Below are 16,410 nucleotides of genomic sequence, written 5' to 3' on the forward strand. Positions count from 1 at the left end.
TGCTCAGATGAAACTTCATGAGTTGAAGCCATCAGAAGGATCCCGTAAAGTTCGCAACCGTGTAGGTCGCGGTATCGGATCAGGCAATGGTAAAACAAGTGGTCGTGGTCACAAAGGTCAAAACTCTCGTTCAGGCGGTGGTGTTAGACCTGGATTCGAAGGTGGACAAAATCCACTAGCACGTCGTTTACCGAAACGCGGATTCACAAACCCTACTCGTAAAGAGTATGCAGTTGTAAATCTTGAGAAACTTGTTCGTTTTGAAGAGGGCACAGAGGTTACTCCTGAACTTCTTATTGAAACTGGAGTAGTTAGCAGTCTTAAAAACGGCATCAAAGTTCTAGGTAATGGCAAGTTAGAAGTTAAGCTTACAGTTAAGGCGCACAAATTCTCTGTTTCTGCTAAAGAAGCAATTGAAGCAGCGGGCGGAACTACTGAGGTGATCTAATGTTCCAGACAATCTCCAACATTATGCGTGTGGGTGATCTGAGAAACAAGATATTGTTTACACTTGCAATGCTGGTGGTGTTCCGTCTTGGAACATTCATCCCAGTACCTGGTGTAAATCGCGACGTACTGAAATTCAGTACAGGCGACAGTGCTAACATTTTTGGTTTTTTAAATACGTTTGGCGGTGGAGCGTTACAAAACTTCTCCATTTTCGCTATGGGTATCATGCCGTATATTACAGCATCGATCATCGTGCAGCTTTTGCAGATGGACGTTGTTCCTAAATTTACGGAGTGGAGTAAGCAAGGTGAAGTTGGGCGTAAGAAATTAGCTCAGTTCACTCGCTATGGAACTATTGTTCTTGGTTTTATCCAAGCTATCGGTATGTCTATCGGTTTTAACAATCTTTTCCCAGGACTTATACAAAACCCTAGCCCGGCTACGTATCTATTTATCGCGTTAGTTTTAACTGCAGGTACTGCATTCTTAATGTGGTTGGGTGAGCAGATTACCCTTAAGGGGATTGGAAACGGAATTTCAGTTCTGATTTTTGCGGGGATTGCCGCAGCTATTCCTACAGCAGTTAACCAGCTTTTCACAACGCAATTTGAAGGCGGTAGCGATCAGTTATTCATGCATATCGTAACGGTTGTACTGCTTGCTCTTGCGATTGTACTCATTATTATGGGTGTTATCTTTATTCAACAAGGTGTTCGGAAAATCCCGATTCAGTATGCAAAACGAGTCGTTGGAACAAAGCCTGTTGGCGGCCAGTCTACTCATCTTCCGATCAAAGTTAATGCAGCAGGTGTTATCCCGGTTATCTTCGCGATTTCCTTGATCATCACGCCAAGAACTGTTGCTGGCTTCTTCGGACAGAATGATGTTACGACTTGGATTATCAACACGTTTGACTACACGAAGCCAGTCGGAATGATTATATATGCGCTCCTTATTATCGGGTTCTCGTATTTCTATACGTTTATCCAGGTAAATCCGGAGCAAATGGCGGAAAACTTAAAGAAGCAGGGTGGATACATTCCCGGCATTCGTCCAGGAGCTAACACTCAAACTTATATAACAAGAATTCTGTATCGATTAACATTTGTTGGATCTCTTTTCCTGGCTGCAATTGCAGTCCTGCCAGTTGTCTTTACAGCAATTCCAGGTTTGAACCTTCCGCCAGCCATTCAAATTGGTGGAACAAGCTTGCTGATTGTTGTAGGTGTGGCATTAGACACCATGAAGCAGATTGAGAGCCAGCTGATCAAGCGGCACTACAAAGGCTTCATTAAATAAGAGCGAGGGAAGAGTGATCTTCCCAGCCAGCTCTTTAAAAAAGACGATTGTGATTTATGGAGGGATTAGATGTATCTAGTCTTAATGGGATTGCCCGGAGCAGGTAAGGGTACTCAAGCAGAAAGAATTGTTGAGAAATACGGAATACCTCATATCTCTACTGGAGATATGTTCCGAGCAGCAATTAAAGAGGAGACTCCTCTTGGACTTGAGGCAAAATCGTACATGGATGCGGGTAACCTCGTTCCTGACGAAGTTACAATCGGTATCGTACGTGACCGACTTTCTAAAAAGGACTGCGAAAAAGGATTTTTACTAGATGGATTCCCTCGGACAGTTGCCCAAGCGGAAGCGCTGGAAGAAATCACAACTGAGCTAGGAAGAACGATTGATTATGTGTTAAACATATCAGTAGATTCCGATCAGCTTATGCAGCGATTAACAGGTCGTCGGATTTGCCAAACATGCGGAAGCACGTATCATGTAATATTCAACCCGCCAAAGGTTGAAGGAGTATGTGATAAAGACGGCGGTACGCTTATCCAACGTCAAGATGATAATGAAGAGACCGTTCGAAACCGTTTAGATGTAAACATGAAGCAGGCTAAACCTCTGCTTGATTTTTATGGTGAAAAAGGTTACCTGAAAAACGTTAATGGTGATCAGGATATCGACAAAGTCTTTCAAGACATTGACCAACTTATTGGGGGATTGGCGAAATGATAATCTGCAAAACACCGCGAGAGATTGAAATCATGCGGGAGGCAGGTCGCATTGTTGCCTTAACTCATCAAGAGTTAAAAAAACACATTAAGCCTGGCATAACTACTAAGGAACTGGACAAAATTGCTGATAAGTTTATCCGCAGCCAAGGTGCAATTCCTTCATTTAAAAACTATAATGGTTTTAGTGGAAGCATCTGTGCTTCTGTAAATGAAGAACTTGTGCACGGAATTCCAGGTAAACGCGTACTCAACCATGGCGACATTATCTCTATAGATATTGGGGCGAAGTACAATGGATACCACGGTGACTCCGCTTGGACGTATGGAGTTGGCGAGATTTCGGAAGAAGCTCAAAAACTTCTGGATGTAACCGAAGAGTCTTTGTATAAAGGACTCGAGAAAGCAAAAGCCGGTGCCCGGTTAACTGACATTTCTCATGAGATACAAAAGTATGCTGAGGATGAAGGGTTTTCTGTTGTTCGCGAATACGTCGGACATGGAATAGGCCAGGACTTACATGAGGACCCGCAAATTCCTCATTATGGACCGCCTGGTAAAGGACCGGTACTGAAAAAGGGCATGGTTTTAGCAATAGAACCTATGATTAATGCGGGAACTCGCTATGTTCGAACATTATCCGATAACTGGACGGTTGTCACAACGGATGGCAAATGGTGTGCTCACTTTGAACACACGGTTGTCATTACGGAAGAAGGCTTTGAAATCTTAACAAAGATCTAAGTGAAGGTGATGAAATGGTAAGCGAATCTGATTCGGTACCGAACATAGGACAACTGGTTCGGATACTAAAAGGAAGAGACGCAGATCGGTTAGGTGTTATTGTCGGTATTCTCGATGGGCGTTTCGTCCTCGTCGCAGATGGCGACAAGCGTAAGTTTGATCGAGCCAAGCGCAAGAACCTAAACCACTTAGAACTGCTGGATTTTACTTCTCCGGAAGTTGTTAAAAGCATTCTTGAAACAGGTCGTGTAACCAATGGCAAATTGCGTTATGCAGTAGCGAAGTTTTCCGACGAGAAAGTCATTGCTCTGAAGAAGGGAGATCAAGTCGATGGCTAAAGATGATGTTATTGAGGTAGAAGGTACAGTTATTGAGCCTCTTCCGAACGCCATGTTTCGTGTTGAACTAGAAAACGGACACAAAGTTCTAGCGCACGTTTCTGGAAAGATTCGTATGCACTACATTCGAATTCTTCCAGGGGATAAAGTAACCGTAGAATTGTCTCCGTATGACTTATCACGTGGTCGTATAACGTATCGTTTTAAATAATCAATGTACTCCGTGACATAAGGAGGTTATAAAAAATGAAGGTAAGACCATCAGTCAAGCCAATATGTGAAAAATGTAAAGTGATTCGCCGCAGAGGCACTGTAATGGTGATCTGTGAAAATCCGAAACATAAACAAAAACAAGGTTAATATACAGGAGGTGCAAAAATTATGGCACGTGTTGCAGGTGTAGATATTCCTCGTGATAAGCGAGTAGTAATCTCTTTAACATACATCTTCGGTATCGGTAAAACAAAAGCACAGCAAATTCTTGCTGCAGCTGGAGTTTCTGAAGATACACGCGTTCGTGATCTTACTGAAGATGAATTAAATAAAATCCGCGAAGTCATCGATGGACATAAAGTGGAAGGTGACCTTCGTCGTGAAGTATCACTAAACATCAAGCGTCTAATCGAGATCGGAGCATATCGTGGTGTTCGTCATCGTCGTGGATTACCAGTACGTGGTCAAAACACGAAGAACAACTCCCGTACTCGTAAAGGACCTCGTCGTACAGTAGCGAATAAGAAAAAGTAAGTAAAGGAGGTAAACTCTAAATGGCAAAAGCACGTAAGACTAATACACGTAAACGTCGTGTCAAAAAGAATGTTGAAGTCGGCGTAGCACATATCCGTTCTACATTCAACAACACGATCATTACGATCACTGACACGCACGGGAACGCAATCTCTTGGGCGACTGCTGGTCACCTAGGATTTAAAGGTTCTCGTAAGTCTACTCCGTTCGCAGCACAAATGGCAGCTGAAACAGCTGGTAAAACTGCAATGGAACATGGTATGAAAACGTTGGAAGTATCCGTTAAAGGACCTGGTGCTGGACGTGAAGCAGCAATCCGTGCCCTTCAAGCGGTAGGCTTAGAAGTAACAGCTATTCGTGACGTTACTCCTGTACCTCACAACGGTTGCCGCCCGCCAAAACGCCGTCGCGTGTAACGATATACACGGTATATATTTCTATAACTTGTCTATAATGGTTATAGTAAAAGTTTTGGTAATTGATAAGTCGGAATGCCTATGGGGAATTTCGGCTGGAAATCTCCAGCCGAGATTCGACGTTTGAAGGAGGGTTCAGTTGAATGATCGAAATCGAAAAGCCAAGAATTGAGACGGTTGAAATCAGCGACGATGCCACATACGGAAAGTTTGTTGTTGAACCACTTGAACGTGGATACGGGACTACACTAGGCAACTCCTTGCGTCGTATCTTGTTGTCCTCACTACCTGGTGCAGCAGTTACATCTATTCAGATCAATGGCGTATTGCATGAGTTCTCTACAGTTGAAGGTGTAGTTGAAGATGTTACAACCATCATCTTAAACTTAAAGAAACTTGCAATGAAGATTTACTCTGATGAAGAGAAGACACTCGAAATCGATGTTCAAGGTGACGGTGTTGTAACAGCTGGCGACATCACTCATGACAGCGATGTTGAAGTCCTTAACCCGGATCTTCATATCGCAACACTAGCAAAAGGCGCTCATTTCCAAATGAAGCTTCATGCTAAACGTGGTCGTGGTTATGTTCAGGCAGAAGGCAATAAACGCGAAGACCTGCCGATCGGAGTTATTCCTGTTGATTCTATTTACACACCAGTTTCTCGTGTAAACTATCAAGTGGAAAACACTCGTGTAGGACAAGTAACAAACTATGATAAGCTAACGCTTGATGTATGGACAGATGGGAGCATTCGTCCAGAGGAAGCAGTTTCTCTTGGTGCGAAGATCATTAGCGAACATTTAAACATTTTTGTTGGCTTAACAGATCAAGCTCAGAACGCTGAGATTATGGTAGAAAAAGAAGAAGACCAAAAAGAAAAAGTACTTGAGATGACGATCGAGGAACTTGATCTTTCTGTTCGTTCTTATAACTGCCTAAAGCGTGCTGGCATTAATACAGTTCAAGAACTTGCGAATAAGTCTGAAGAAGACATGATGAAAGTACGCAACCTTGGAAAGAAATCTCTTGAAGAAGTTCAAGAGAAACTTGAAGAGCTAGGTCTTTCATTACGCGCTGACGATTAATTCGTAATACGCGCTTTTTCAAGACGAGAGAGAAACGCGCAGAGGAGGGAATACAAGCATGGGATACCAAAAGTTAGGTCGTGTATCTGCGGTTCGTAAAGCAATGCTTCGTGATTTAGCTACTGATTTAATCATCAACGAGCGTATTGAAACTACAGAAGCACGTGCAAAAGAAGTTCGTAAATTTGCTGAAAAAATGATTACGCTTGGTAAGCGTGGAGACCTTCATGCTCGCCGTCAGGCTGCATCGTTCCTTCGTAACGAAGTAGCAGACGCTGAGTCTGGACAAAGATCTCTTCAAAAACTTTTCAGTGATCTTGCACCTCGCTATGCAGAGCGTAACGGTGGTTACACTCGCATCGCAAAAATCGGCCCTCGCCGTGGTGATGGTGCACCAATGGTTATCATTGAATTAGTTTAATAAAACGTATGAAAGGGCGGGATCAAGTCTTCAATGACAATCTTGCCCTTTTTTATTTTTATTGAAAAAGCCTAGTTGTATATGTGAGCGTGATTTGCGCTCCAGGTGCTCGCTTTCCGCGGGGCAGGCGGTGAGCCCCTTGCCGCGTTGCGCCGTTAAGGGTCTCACCTGACCGCTTGTCCTAGCCGAGAGTCTCGCACCTTGCGCTCCAATCAACTTTTCAATGAAGGGGAAACAATTCTAAAGCAAAAGCTATTAATGTTACCTGAAAGTTCTCCGCCTATCATTGTTTAAAGTAATTTTATCAACTACTACGAGCAGAGAGCAGCTTAGAATGAGCAGCAGCTAAGAGGAGGATGTCACATGGAAAACATCATTACCGTTAAAGATGTGACCTTTTATTATCCGGGAGAAGAGACACCTACACTTAAAGGTGTAACATTAGATGTACACAAAGGGGAATGGCTTTCCATTGTAGGCCACAACGGCTCTGGGAAGTCCACGTTGGCGAAAATGTTAAACGGACTGTTGTTGCCGAACGAAGGTGCCGTTTTTGTCTCAGACTACACGACAGAGCGCCCAGATGACATATGGGAAGTGAGAAGACAAGTGGGTATGGTCTTTCAAAACCCTGATAATCAGTTTGTTGGGACAAGCGTGCAGGACGATATTGCGTTTGGCCTTGAAAATTTCGGCGTTCCCCGTGAAGAGATGGTAAAGCGTATCAGCGAAAGTGTAGAACGTGTGGGAATGGAAGCTTTCTTAAACCAGGAACCTCATCAGTTATCCGGCGGTCAGAAACAAAGGGTGGCTATTGCAGGCATCTTGGCACAGAAGCCATCTGTTATTGTACTGGATGAGGCAACATCGATGCTTGATCCGATCGGACGAATTGAAGTTATCGAGACTGTTCGGGAACTGAATAAAAAAGAAGGCATCACTGTCATTTCCATTACACATGATTTAGAGGAAGCGCTAAGTGCAGACAGAGTTGTCGTCATGAAAATGGGAGAAAAGGCAGCTGAAGGTACACCTGAGGACATCTTTCAACAGCGTGAATTGTTGAAATCGGCCGGTCTGGATTTACCGTTTTCACTAAAATTGAGTGAAGCTCTCCGCCAACAAGGTGTGGAGCTTGATAAAAGCTATTTAACGCAGGAAGAGCTGGTGAATGCATTATGGAAATTAGCATAAACCGCCTAGAACACCGCTACATGCAAGGCACTCCATTTGAGAGACGTGCGCTTCACGACATTACGCTTGATATTGGCGACGGAACGTTTCTTGCTTTGATCGGGCACACCGGTTCGGGAAAATCCACGCTTATCCAACACTTTAATGGGCTGTTAAAGCCTTCTGAAGGTTCAATAAAAATGGGAAGTACCGAGCTCAAAGCTGGCGGTAAAAAACAAGATTTAAAACCGCTTCGAAAAAAAGCGGGAATCGTATTTCAATACCCAGAGCATCAGCTATTTGAAGAAACAGTTGAAAAAGACATCATGTTCGGACCGCGCAATTTTGGGGTGTCTGAAGAAGAAGCCAAGAAAACAGCTTCAAAAGTAATTGAAATGGTTGGTCTTCCACAATCCGTGCTCACAAAGTCACCTTTCGACTTAAGCGGAGGGCAGATGCGCCGAGTTGCGATTGCAGGAGTCCTTGCTATGAGTCCGGAAGTGCTGATTTTAGATGAGCCTACAGCAGGACTTGACCCTTCAGGCAGAGTTGAGATCATGGAGTTGTTTTACGGCCTTCATGAAAAGAATAACCTAACAACGATCCTTGTTACTCACAGCATGGAGGATGCATCGAGGTATGCTGATGAAATCGCTGTGATGCATAAGGGTGAACTGTATCTGCATGGAAAACCTAGCGATATCTTTAATCAGCGAGAACTACTGATTAAAGCAGGGCTAGATGTACCAGAGACCGTCCAATTCCTCAACAAATGGAATGAAGTATCAGGGCAAAACCTTTCCCTATCCAGTTTTACGATTGAGGAGCTCGCTAAACAAGTGAGTCACTCCCTTAAGAAGAGGGGGAATTAATATGCTGCAAAATGTAATCATCGGGCAGTATTACCCTGCATCTTCACCATTGCATCGCATGGATTCACGTTCGAAGCTTATTGTTGCGTTCTTTTATTTGTTTATTGTTTTTCTAGCAAACAGCTGGGTGACTTACGGATTGCTTATTGCGTTCACTGCGGTCACTATCACGATGTCTAAAGTTCCACTGCGATTTTTGTATAAAGGGTTAAAGCCAATTCTTATTCTTGTTGTGTTTACGATGCTTCTGCATGTGTTCTTAACAAAAGAAGGGGATCTGCTGTATAAAGCAGGTTTTCTAGAAATTTATGAAGGTGGAATCATCCAAGGGGTCTTTATCGCGATGAGGCTTCTCCTTCTTGTCTTAATGACATCCTTATTAACATTAACAACAACACCGATTGATATAACGGATGGCTTGGAACATCTCTTAGGGCCACTTAAGAAGTGGAAACTGCCTGTTCATGAGTTTGCTCTAATGATGTCGATCTCCTTAAGGTTTATCCCGACACTTCTGCAGGAAACAGAGAAAATCATGAAAGCCCAGATGGCTCGCGGCGCTGATTTCACAAGCGGTCCGATTAAAGAAAGAGCAAAAGCTTTTGTACCGCTTTTAGTTCCTTTATTCGTTTCCTCGTTCAAACGAGCGGAAGAGCTGGCTCTTGCGATGGAAGCGAGAGGATACCGAGGCGGAGAAGGAAGAACACGCCTTAGAGCATTAGAGTGGCATAAACGAGACACATTTGCGCTTCTGCTTCTATTATTGCTGACGGCATCGTTGTTATTATTACGCAGTTAAAAGGAGATTGAACATGGCTCGTATGAAAGTAACCGTAGCTTATGACGGTACGGAGTTTGCCGGGTACCAAATACAGCCTAGCGGCAGAACGGTGCAAGGAACCATCCAAGCCGTGCTGCAAAAGATTCATAAGGGAGAGACCGTTAACATTTCTGCTTCAGGACGAACAGATGCGGGCGTACACGCTGTCGGTCAAGTGTTTCATTTTGATACAGATCTCCAAATACCGGCTGAAGCATGGGGAAAGGCTTTAAACGCTATGCTTCCAAACGATATTTTAATCAAAAAAGCAGAGCGGGTTGAGAGCACGTTTCATTCTCGATTTTCGGCTCTCAGCAAAGAATATCACTATAAGCTGCTCATAAGGAAACAACCAGATGTGTTCAGCCGAAACCATATGTTTCATTATCCTTATCCTTTGAACGTGGAAGATATAAAACGTGCGGCGAAGTTATTTTTAGGCACACATGATTTTACATCGTTTTCTTCTGCCAAATCAGAAGTGGCGGACAAAGTTCGTACTATTTTTGAATTGGATGCTGTTGAAGAAGGTAACACGCTCGTTTTTAAGATCAGAGGCAGCGGCTTTTTGTATAACATGGTTCGCATCATCGTTGGCACGCTTTTAGAAGTTGGACAAGGTAAGAGAAAACCAGAAGAGATATCTGCGATTTTAGAGGGGAAAGACCGGTCGCTTGCCGGCAAAACGGCTCCTGCTCATGGTCTCTATTTATATCAAGTGAATTACGAAGAGAAAACGGAATAATATTTAGGATACGCTTGACATCGTTGTTTATATATTATAAGATATTATTTGGTATTTCTAAAGATATCGTCCACATGCCCCGGAGATATTTTGGGAAATGTTCACATTAAATATAATTGAAATTGATTGAAGATACAGGAGGGAAAACACATGCGTACGACTTTCATGGCGAAAGCTTCTGAAGTAGAACGTAAATGGTTTGTGATCGACGCTGAAGGCAAGACTCTTGGACGTCTATCCAGTGAAGTTGCTTCTATCCTTCGCGGTAAGCATAAGCCTATTTATACACCACACGTTGACACTGGTGATCACGTAATCATCATCAACGCAGAAAAGATCGAATTAACAGGTAAGAAATTAACAGACAAAATTTATTACCGCCACACTGGTCACCCAGGTGGACTTCGTACGAGAACTGCATTAGAAATGCGTACAACTCGTCCGGTCCAAATGCTTGAACTAGCAATCAAAGGTATGCTTCCAAAGAACAGCCTTGGTCGCCAAATGTTCAAAAAGCTTCACGTTTATGCTGGAGCTGAGCACAACAATCAAGCACAAAAACCTGAAAACTACGAGTTACGCGGATAAAAAAGGAGGGTATTTACGTGGCACAAGTACAATATTATGGCACTGGACGTCGTAAGCACTCCGTAGCGCGTGTACGATTAGTTCCTGGTGAAGGCCGTATCGTTATCAACGGACGTGACATTGACGAATTTTTCGGATTAGAAACATTAAAGCTTATCGTTAAGCAACCACTTAACACAACTGAAACAACTGATAAGTATGACGTATTAGTAACTGTTCATGGCGGTGGATACACTGGACAAGCAGGAGCTATCCGTCACGGTATCTCTCGTGCGCTTCTAGAAGCAGATCCTGAGTACCGCGGATCTCTTAAAGCAGCTGGATTCCTTACTCGTGACGCTCGTATGAAAGAGCGTAAGAAGTACGGACTTAAAGGCGCTCGTCGTGCACCTCAGTTCTCAAAACGTTAATTTTTATTACGTTTATATCAAAACCCTGTTCTCTTCGGAGAGCGGGGTTTTTTTATGTAATGGGGCTGATTCGGGATAATTGAGTCTGAATTAAAATTATTGAGTCTAAACAAAAATTAAACAAATCACTAATTTAATGACAAATCATAAATCCCCCTTTGCTGAGTGAGTAATGGGCTTTTTCCCATCTTTTATGCAGTGTCGTCTTTCCTCCCTTGGAGAAAATAAAAGTATGGAAAAACATTGCGTGACAAAACGCGCAGAAAGGGGAGGCAATGATGGCAATCGTTTTAAACAATTTTAAGGAGAAACAGCGTTTTAAAAAAGAAACATTCGAGCGGAAAGTGCTTCGGGATTTGTCGCTCGCTACGATAAAAAAAGAATTCCAGCGGTTATTTCAGCCATTTTTTCAATACTCGCTTCTTTATCAAAATGACATTGAAGATGCATGTATCGATATGGCGATAGATGCTTATCTTTTAGGAGCGAGCTACAGCCGTTTTGCTTATCATGGTGAAACATTAGAAAAAATTAAGGATCGAGCGTACGAAAAACAAACAGCAATTGCTGATGGACTTTTTGAATACTGGCAGTTCTGGTGCTGGGGAACTGAGATGATGATGGAATCGCTGCATCTTTGCTGTGAAGCGTATGTCCATATTTGGTGGATGGAAGGCTACAAAAACGGTGAAAAACGATATCGGATGAAGCTTCAATAAAACTTCAACAGGTAATAAATCTTGTCTTGTCCCATATACATATTATTATATGGCTTGTATAGGGGGACGAAACATGAAGAAGTGGGTGAAGGGAGCCGCATTTGCATTAGGATGCGCAGTCCTTTTCTTTATTTTCACCTATCATTTTTTAGATGATGACTCATGGCGGTCTTGGAATCTGCCGCTGTCAGGAAAAATCATTGTCATTGACCCAGGTCATGGCGGTGTTGATGGCGGTGCTATTGGAGACGGAAAAGTTCTGGAAAAAGAGATCGCATTAAACATTTCTGTTTTGCTTCGTGATTATTTGCAAGAAGCGGGAGCACTGGTCATCATGACGCGCGAAACGGATAGAGATCTTGCGAATGAATGGACAAAAAAATTAAGACATCGCAAGTGGGAAGATCTCAAAGAACGAAAGCGAATTATTAATGAAAATAATGCGGACTTATTTATCTCGATTCATTTAAATTCATTGCCTTCATCCAGGTGGAGAGGCGCCCAAGTCTTTTATCATCCAGGTAAAGAGGATGGGGAAAACGTATCTAAATTTATTCAAGATGAAATTAAACGCAATCTGCAAAATACAAACAGGTTTGCAAAATCTATGGAAGGTCTTTACCTGCTTCGGACTGCAGAAGTACCAGGCGCATTAGTTGAAGTTGGCTTTCTATCCAATCCGACAGAACGAGAACTGCTGAAAACAGAATCGTATCAAAAGAGTGTCGCGGCATCGATCTACCAAGGAATGCTCCGATTTTATACAAATGAACCACTACCAAAATCTCCTCTTGATTAGAGGGGGTTTTATTTTTTGAATATCAACCACTTTCAAATGATTTAACTAAAGCAGACCTTTTTTACATGTTCTAAAAAACCGCTTACATGCTTGTCCATTGAGGTTGTGATATACTGAAAAGGAATTTTACAGGTAAAGGATGTGTCTATGTGCTTACAGAAGAAAAAGTCATCGAGCTGTTAGGTCCTATTCAAGACCCTTATTTACATAAAAGTATGGTGGACTCCGGCAGTATCCGTGAGTTAAAGATAAAAGAAGGCTATGTCGGGCTTAAGATTGGACTTGCTCATACAAGTACACCCGAACAAATGCAGCTTCAGCAGCAGATCGTGCAAGTGCTGAAGAATGCAGGAGTAGAATCAGTCGGTCTTCGTTTCGAGAAAAGAGACGATGTTACAGCGGCAGATCCAAGTACAGCTCAGCAAGCTGCACCAACTACTCTTCTTTCCGAAAATAGCAAAACAGAATTTATTGCGATTGCAAGCGGGAAAGGCGGCGTAGGAAAGTCTACTGTCTCCGTTAACTTAGCAGTTGCGCTTGCAAGACTAGGGAAAAAAGTTGGATTGATTGATGCGGACATTTACGGGTTTAGTGTGCCAGACATGATGGGGATCACAGAACGCCCGAAAGTAAAAGGGGACCGTATCTTTCCTGTTGAACGTTTTGACGTAAAAGTAATCTCAATGGCTTTTTTCGTGGAAGATAATGCACCTGTTATCTGGCGCGGGCCGATGTTAGGAAAAATGCTGATGAACTTCTTTAGCGAAGTCGAATGGGGAGATCTCGATTACGTCCTTCTAGACTTGCCGCCTGGAACAGGTGACGTTGCACTTGATGTTCATAAAATGCTTCCTAAATGTAAAGAAGTCATTGTAACGACACCTCATGCAACAGCAGCTTTCGTTGCAGCGCGAGCGGGTACGATGGCGATTAAAACTAACCATGAAGTACTTGGAATCGTTGAAAACATGGCGTACTTCCAAAGTGAATCTACAGGTGAAAAAGAATATGTATTCGGTAAAGACGGTGGAAAGCGATTAGCTGAAGAGCTGAATGTTCCTTTGCTTGGGCAAATTCCGCTTGGTCAGCCTGAAATCAAAGAAGATGACTTTGCGCCGAGCGTGTATGAGCAAACACATCCGATCGGTGAACACTACATCCAAATGGCAAAAACCATTATTGAAAAAACAAAAAGCTGATCTGATTGATATTTAACAACAGTAAAAGGGCTGCCGAAAAAGTAAGTTATCCTTACTCATCGGACAGCCTCTTTTATTGTGGACTTGTGGAACCTTGGCCGCCTGCAGCTTCTTTTTCCTTTTTGGAAATGGATTGATCAATTTCTTCATGAGCTGCTTTTTTCAGCATTTCTTGAATTTGAGCTTGTACGATTGGACTTTCAAATGTTTCAAGCATCACTTTTTTCATTTCTTTTCTGACAGGCTGTGTATCGACAAGTGCTAATAACTTTTGTGCCATTTGCGGGTTCTGCATGATCTTCATTACTTCTGCCTGATATTGTGGATCTTTTATTAAGTCCTTCATCAGCTTTTCGTGTTCTTTACGCATGCTTTTTGCAAAGGCTACTGAAAACTTAGGGTCTTTAAAAAGCGTCTGCCAGAATTTTTGTCCTTTTTCAGAAAGAAGTTGCTGTTCAATCGTTTGTTTGATTACTTGTTGATCAATCAATATATCTTGCTGAATTTCTTTATCAGATAAAACTTCTTTAATGGCCTTTTTTCCATCATCGGTCTTCAACAGATCGACGAGCATCTTCTTAGTTGCTTCATAATCAACCTGTGAACTGCCCTGGGCTTCTTGTGCACAGCCTGATAGAGCAGCGAGCGAGATACAAAAGAGGAAAATGTATATTTTTTTCAACCGAATTCCTCCTCCTTTCAAGTGGGCTCGATACTTATAGGATTGATTTTTAACACGTATTTATACTGGTTATTTAAAGGAAAACTGGCAATTTAAAAAGGACATTGGTACAATCGTTACGGAACATGTTAGAGGGGGAAAACAAGGGTGAAAATTAAAAGCTGGCTCTTTTTATTCATTACCACACTGTTAATTGGAATTGTAAGTGCAATTACAGTGGGTCTTATATTAAAGTTTCCTGAGAACAGCAGCCTTTTCGAGGTATTATTATATATCTTTGGATTGATTGGATTCGGTGCGTTGTTCAGTGTATTTAGCCAAATGGGCTTCTTTGCTTATTTAACCGTACATCGCTTTGGACTTGGCATCTTTAAGAGCCACCGCCTATGGAACGGTGTACAGCTTGTTCTAATTGCTGTTGTATTATTTGATCTATTCTTTTTACGATATACTTCTTTTCATAAAGACGGCGACAGTATCCTTAACTATATATTGATTCCTCTTGCCATCTTACTTTACGGATTGATCATCGCTTACTTAAAAGTAAAACAAACGTCCAATGTAGCATTTATCCCAACGCTTTTCTTTATTACCGTGGTAACCATCTTAGAGTGGGTGCCCGTTTTAAAAGAGAACAACACACTTTCACTTTGGATGGGGTTTGTTCCATTGATGCTTTGTAACACGTATCAAATTTTAATGCTCCACCGATTGCTGCAGTCTGATCAAGATAAGCAATCTAAACAAACAAAGCCCTCTGCCTAATTAAGCAGGGGCTTTTTTACGTTTATTAGTTAACCTCTTTGCTGTTTGCTTCTGTATTTGCGATCATTTCACCCACGCTTACAAATTTAAAGCCATCTCCCCGCAATTTATCAATAATAGTCGGGAGTGCTTTATGAGTTTGCTTAACAGAGTCAGAAGCATGAAGTAAAATGATATCTCCAGCTTTTGTTTTATTAGTAGCGGTCGTAACAATTTGATCTACTCCGGGGTTCTTCCAATCCTTCGTGTCGATACTCCAGTGAACTACCGTATGATGAAGGTCTTCAGAAATGTTCAGAACACGCTCATCAAAATTACCGTTTGGCGGACGAAGAAGCGATGTCATCTTACCTGATACTTTTTTAATCTTTTCCTGAGCTAGTAAGATGTCCCGTTTAATCTGCTTATCTTCCCATTCTGTATAGCTTTTGTACTGATAGCCGAGACTCGCCACTTCATGACCATCTTTTACGATACGTTCCACAATATCAGGATGACGTTCTGCCCAAGCAGCTGAAATAAAGAACGTACAGTTTTTTACGCCTTTTTCTTTTAAGACATCAAGGATTGGCGTAACCCTTTTATCTCCCCAGCTAATATCAAATGTGAGTGAGACCTTGTTTCCCTGATCTTCACCTTTGTAGATTGCACGTGGACCATCTTTTGATGAAAAAACAGATAATTGCTGCTGTCCTACAAAAGCGATCGAAGCGGCAAAGAATGCAGCGAAAACAACAACCATGTATTGTTTCACTTTTTTACCGTTTATGACAAAGAAAAATTTCATATCACCATTTACCCCCTTGTCCATCTTCCTTACAAAATATCTATGATTGTAAGGACAAGATATGACGGTTATTTAGAAAAACCTAAAAAATAATAACTCGTCATTTTCATGGCAATAATGTTAAAAGAAAAAAACAAGCGGGGTGTCGTCTATTGTCTTTAGTAGGAATGCTCTTAAATCATCAAGAACTTCACGAGTTTGAATATGTGCTTAAAAAAGAAATGGAAGAACTCAGATTTGATCTGGAAGACCATAAAATTGACGCTATTGTAAAATCGGTGTTAGAAGAAAGGTATCAGATCATCTACCGGTTATTTTGCCGGTTCGCCAAACCTTGTGATTGCAGAAGATACTTACGGCAAAAACAAAGAAATTAACTTTTTTTATAAAAACTATTGACCAAGATATGTTGAAGGTGGTATATTACTTCTTGTCGCTTTTACAGCGGCTGAAATAAACGAAACAAACAAATTAAGAATCACGTAAAAAAGCAGTTGACATCAACTAGCCAACGGTGGTATCTTATAAAAGTCGCCAAAACGAGCGGCTAACAAAAAGTTCTTTGAAAACTGAACAAAAGAAATAGGTAAGGAATTAAGAATTAATTCCGTCAGTTTTAAAATCGA

24 protein-coding genes are annotated in these 16,410 nt (G+C 41.9%); 22 read left to right on the plus strand and 2 right to left on the minus strand.

Going from position 1 to position 16,410, the window contains the following annotated elements; all coding sequences use genetic code 11:
* Window positions 1-7 precede the first annotated feature (7 nt).
* From rplO to P8610_RS18380, 20 genes are all read left to right on the plus strand, one after another.
* Window positions 8-448, plus strand: a complete 441-nt coding sequence (gene rplO / locus P8610_RS18285) for a 50S ribosomal protein L15 (protein ID WP_066237907.1) — start codon at window positions 8-10, stop codon at window positions 446-448.
* On the plus strand, window positions 448-1,749 hold the full coding sequence (secY, locus tag P8610_RS18290; protein ID WP_289497516.1) for a preprotein translocase subunit SecY: 1,302 nt from the start codon (window positions 448-450) through the stop codon (window positions 1,747-1,749). The genes rplO and secY overlap by 1 nt, the downstream gene beginning before the upstream one ends.
* 69 nt (window positions 1,750-1,818) lie before the next feature.
* Entirely contained in the window at window positions 1,819-2,472 is a 654-nt protein-coding gene (locus P8610_RS18295; RefSeq protein ID WP_289497515.1) for an adenylate kinase, read from the plus strand.
* A complete protein-coding gene (gene map / locus P8610_RS18300; RefSeq protein WP_289497514.1) occupies window positions 2,469-3,215 on the plus strand; it encodes a type I methionyl aminopeptidase in 747 nt (248 codons plus the stop codon). The genes P8610_RS18295 and map overlap by 4 nt, the downstream gene beginning before the upstream one ends.
* Window positions 3,216-3,229: 14 nt before the next feature.
* Complete coding sequence (locus P8610_RS18305; protein WP_066390694.1) at window positions 3,230-3,553, plus strand: KOW domain-containing RNA-binding protein; 324 nt, start codon at window positions 3,230-3,232, stop codon at window positions 3,551-3,553.
* Window positions 3,546-3,764 (plus strand): translation initiation factor IF-1, encoded by a 219-nt coding sequence (gene infA, locus P8610_RS18310; protein ID WP_066237890.1) that lies wholly within the window; start codon window positions 3,546-3,548, stop codon window positions 3,762-3,764. Before P8610_RS18305 ends, infA begins: the two co-directional genes overlap by 8 nt.
* A gap of 35 nt (window positions 3,765-3,799) precedes the next feature.
* Window positions 3,800-3,913, plus strand: a complete 114-nt coding sequence (gene rpmJ, locus P8610_RS18315) for a 50S ribosomal protein L36 (protein WP_007203526.1) — start codon at window positions 3,800-3,802, stop codon at window positions 3,911-3,913.
* Between the two features lie 21 nt (window positions 3,914-3,934).
* Window positions 3,935-4,300, plus strand: coding sequence for a 30S ribosomal protein S13 (rpsM, locus tag P8610_RS18320; RefSeq protein WP_066237886.1), 366 nt, complete (start codon window positions 3,935-3,937; stop codon window positions 4,298-4,300).
* A gap of 20 nt (window positions 4,301-4,320) precedes the next feature.
* Entirely contained in the window at window positions 4,321-4,716 is a 396-nt protein-coding gene (gene rpsK, locus P8610_RS18325; RefSeq protein WP_066237883.1) for a 30S ribosomal protein S11, read from the plus strand.
* A 143-nt stretch (window positions 4,717-4,859) separates the two neighbouring features.
* Complete coding sequence (locus P8610_RS18330) at window positions 4,860-5,804, plus strand: DNA-directed RNA polymerase subunit alpha (protein WP_394605698.1); 945 nt, start codon at window positions 4,860-4,862, stop codon at window positions 5,802-5,804.
* Window positions 5,805-5,862: 58 nt separating this feature from the next.
* A complete protein-coding gene (rplQ, locus tag P8610_RS18335) occupies window positions 5,863-6,225 on the plus strand; it encodes a 50S ribosomal protein L17 (protein ID WP_066237878.1) in 363 nt (120 codons plus the stop codon).
* A 363-nt stretch (window positions 6,226-6,588) separates the two neighbouring features.
* A complete protein-coding gene (locus P8610_RS18340) occupies window positions 6,589-7,419 on the plus strand; it encodes an energy-coupling factor ABC transporter ATP-binding protein (RefSeq protein ID WP_394605699.1) in 831 nt (276 codons plus the stop codon).
* A complete protein-coding gene (locus tag P8610_RS18345) occupies window positions 7,404-8,270 on the plus strand; it encodes an energy-coupling factor ABC transporter ATP-binding protein (protein WP_394605700.1) in 867 nt (288 codons plus the stop codon). Before P8610_RS18340 ends, P8610_RS18345 begins: the two co-directional genes overlap by 16 nt.
* Before the next feature lies 1 nt (window position 8,271).
* A complete protein-coding gene (locus P8610_RS18350) occupies window positions 8,272-9,069 on the plus strand; it encodes an energy-coupling factor transporter transmembrane component T family protein (protein ID WP_394605701.1) in 798 nt (265 codons plus the stop codon).
* A 13-nt stretch (window positions 9,070-9,082) separates the two neighbouring features.
* A complete protein-coding gene (gene truA / locus P8610_RS18355) occupies window positions 9,083-9,835 on the plus strand; it encodes a tRNA pseudouridine(38-40) synthase TruA (protein ID WP_394605702.1) in 753 nt (250 codons plus the stop codon).
* 150 nt (window positions 9,836-9,985) lie between these two features.
* Window positions 9,986-10,423 (plus strand): 50S ribosomal protein L13, encoded by a 438-nt coding sequence (gene rplM, locus P8610_RS18360; RefSeq protein WP_066237860.1) that lies wholly within the window; start codon window positions 9,986-9,988, stop codon window positions 10,421-10,423.
* 17 nt (window positions 10,424-10,440) lie between these two features.
* Window positions 10,441-10,833, plus strand: a complete 393-nt coding sequence (rpsI, locus tag P8610_RS18365) for a 30S ribosomal protein S9 (RefSeq protein ID WP_066237857.1) — start codon at window positions 10,441-10,443, stop codon at window positions 10,831-10,833.
* A 278-nt stretch (window positions 10,834-11,111) separates the two neighbouring features.
* Entirely contained in the window at window positions 11,112-11,552 is a 441-nt protein-coding gene (locus tag P8610_RS18370; protein ID WP_394605703.1) for a DUF2521 family protein, read from the plus strand.
* 73 nt (window positions 11,553-11,625) lie between these two features.
* Complete coding sequence (cwlD, locus tag P8610_RS18375; RefSeq protein WP_394605704.1) at window positions 11,626-12,351, plus strand: N-acetylmuramoyl-L-alanine amidase CwlD; 726 nt, start codon at window positions 11,626-11,628, stop codon at window positions 12,349-12,351.
* 149 nt (window positions 12,352-12,500) lie between these two features.
* Window positions 12,501-13,550, plus strand: a complete 1,050-nt coding sequence (locus P8610_RS18380) for an Mrp/NBP35 family ATP-binding protein (protein ID WP_289497504.1) — start codon at window positions 12,501-12,503, stop codon at window positions 13,548-13,550.
* Between the two features lie 73 nt (window positions 13,551-13,623).
* Here P8610_RS18380 and gerD read toward each other — a convergent pair whose 3' ends face one another.
* Window positions 13,624-14,232: a spore germination lipoprotein GerD gene (gene gerD, locus P8610_RS18385; RefSeq protein ID WP_289497503.1), complete on the minus strand. Its 609-nt coding sequence runs from the start codon at window positions 14,230-14,232 to the stop codon at window positions 13,624-13,626.
* Window positions 14,233-14,379: 147 nt separating this feature from the next.
* On the opposite strand from gerD, the gene P8610_RS18390 reads away from it, so the two are divergent.
* The gene (locus P8610_RS18390) at window positions 14,380-14,997 is read left to right on the plus strand and encodes a KinB-signaling pathway activation protein (protein ID WP_394605705.1); all 618 of its coding nucleotides are present in this window, start codon (window positions 14,380-14,382) and stop codon (window positions 14,995-14,997) included.
* Between the two features lie 25 nt (window positions 14,998-15,022).
* Here the strand turns inward: P8610_RS18390 and pdaB are convergent, their stop codons facing one another.
* Window positions 15,023-15,784 (minus strand): polysaccharide deacetylase family sporulation protein PdaB, encoded by a 762-nt coding sequence (gene pdaB, locus P8610_RS18395; protein WP_289497499.1) that lies wholly within the window; start codon window positions 15,782-15,784, stop codon window positions 15,023-15,025.
* A gap of 152 nt (window positions 15,785-15,936) precedes the next feature.
* Between pdaB and P8610_RS18400 the strand changes: the two genes are divergently transcribed.
* Entirely contained in the window at window positions 15,937-16,161 is a 225-nt protein-coding gene (locus P8610_RS18400) for a hypothetical protein (RefSeq protein ID WP_289497498.1), read from the plus strand.
* Window positions 16,162-16,410: the final 249 nt, after the last annotated feature.

This window comes from Fictibacillus sp. UD, from assembly GCF_043558025.1.
In the GTDB taxonomy this organism is placed as follows: domain Bacteria; phylum Bacillota; class Bacilli; order Bacillales; family Fictibacillaceae; genus Fictibacillus.

Coding starts and splice junctions, on each gene's coding strand:
- rplO (WP_066237907.1), top strand. CDS start 8: ATGAAACTTCATGAGTTGAAGCCATCAGAAGGATCCCGTAAAGTTCGC.
- secY (WP_289497516.1), top strand. CDS start 448: ATGTTCCAGACAATCTCCAACATTATGCGTGTGGGTGATCTGAGAAAC.
- P8610_RS18295 (WP_289497515.1), top strand. CDS start 1,819: ATGTATCTAGTCTTAATGGGATTGCCCGGAGCAGGTAAGGGTACTCAA.
- map (WP_289497514.1), top strand. CDS start 2,469: ATGATAATCTGCAAAACACCGCGAGAGATTGAAATCATGCGGGAGGCA.
- P8610_RS18305 (WP_066390694.1), top strand. CDS start 3,230: ATGGTAAGCGAATCTGATTCGGTACCGAACATAGGACAACTGGTTCGG.
- infA (WP_066237890.1), top strand. CDS start 3,546: ATGGCTAAAGATGATGTTATTGAGGTAGAAGGTACAGTTATTGAGCCT.
- rpmJ (WP_007203526.1), top strand. CDS start 3,800: ATGAAGGTAAGACCATCAGTCAAGCCAATATGTGAAAAATGTAAAGTG.
- rpsM (WP_066237886.1), top strand. CDS start 3,935: ATGGCACGTGTTGCAGGTGTAGATATTCCTCGTGATAAGCGAGTAGTA.
- rpsK (WP_066237883.1), top strand. CDS start 4,321: ATGGCAAAAGCACGTAAGACTAATACACGTAAACGTCGTGTCAAAAAG.
- P8610_RS18330 (WP_394605698.1), top strand. CDS start 4,860: ATGATCGAAATCGAAAAGCCAAGAATTGAGACGGTTGAAATCAGCGAC.
- rplQ (WP_066237878.1), top strand. CDS start 5,863: ATGGGATACCAAAAGTTAGGTCGTGTATCTGCGGTTCGTAAAGCAATG.
- P8610_RS18340 (WP_394605699.1), top strand. CDS start 6,589: ATGGAAAACATCATTACCGTTAAAGATGTGACCTTTTATTATCCGGGA.
- P8610_RS18345 (WP_394605700.1), top strand. CDS start 7,404: ATGGAAATTAGCATAAACCGCCTAGAACACCGCTACATGCAAGGCACT.
- P8610_RS18350 (WP_394605701.1), top strand. CDS start 8,272: ATGCTGCAAAATGTAATCATCGGGCAGTATTACCCTGCATCTTCACCA.
- truA (WP_394605702.1), top strand. CDS start 9,083: ATGGCTCGTATGAAAGTAACCGTAGCTTATGACGGTACGGAGTTTGCC.
- rplM (WP_066237860.1), top strand. CDS start 9,986: ATGCGTACGACTTTCATGGCGAAAGCTTCTGAAGTAGAACGTAAATGG.
- P8610_RS18370 (WP_394605703.1), top strand. CDS start 11,112: ATGGCAATCGTTTTAAACAATTTTAAGGAGAAACAGCGTTTTAAAAAA.
- cwlD (WP_394605704.1), top strand. CDS start 11,626: ATGAAGAAGTGGGTGAAGGGAGCCGCATTTGCATTAGGATGCGCAGTC.
- pdaB (WP_289497499.1), bottom strand. CDS start 15,784: ATGAAATTTTTCTTTGTCATAAACGGTAAAAAAGTGAAACAATACATG.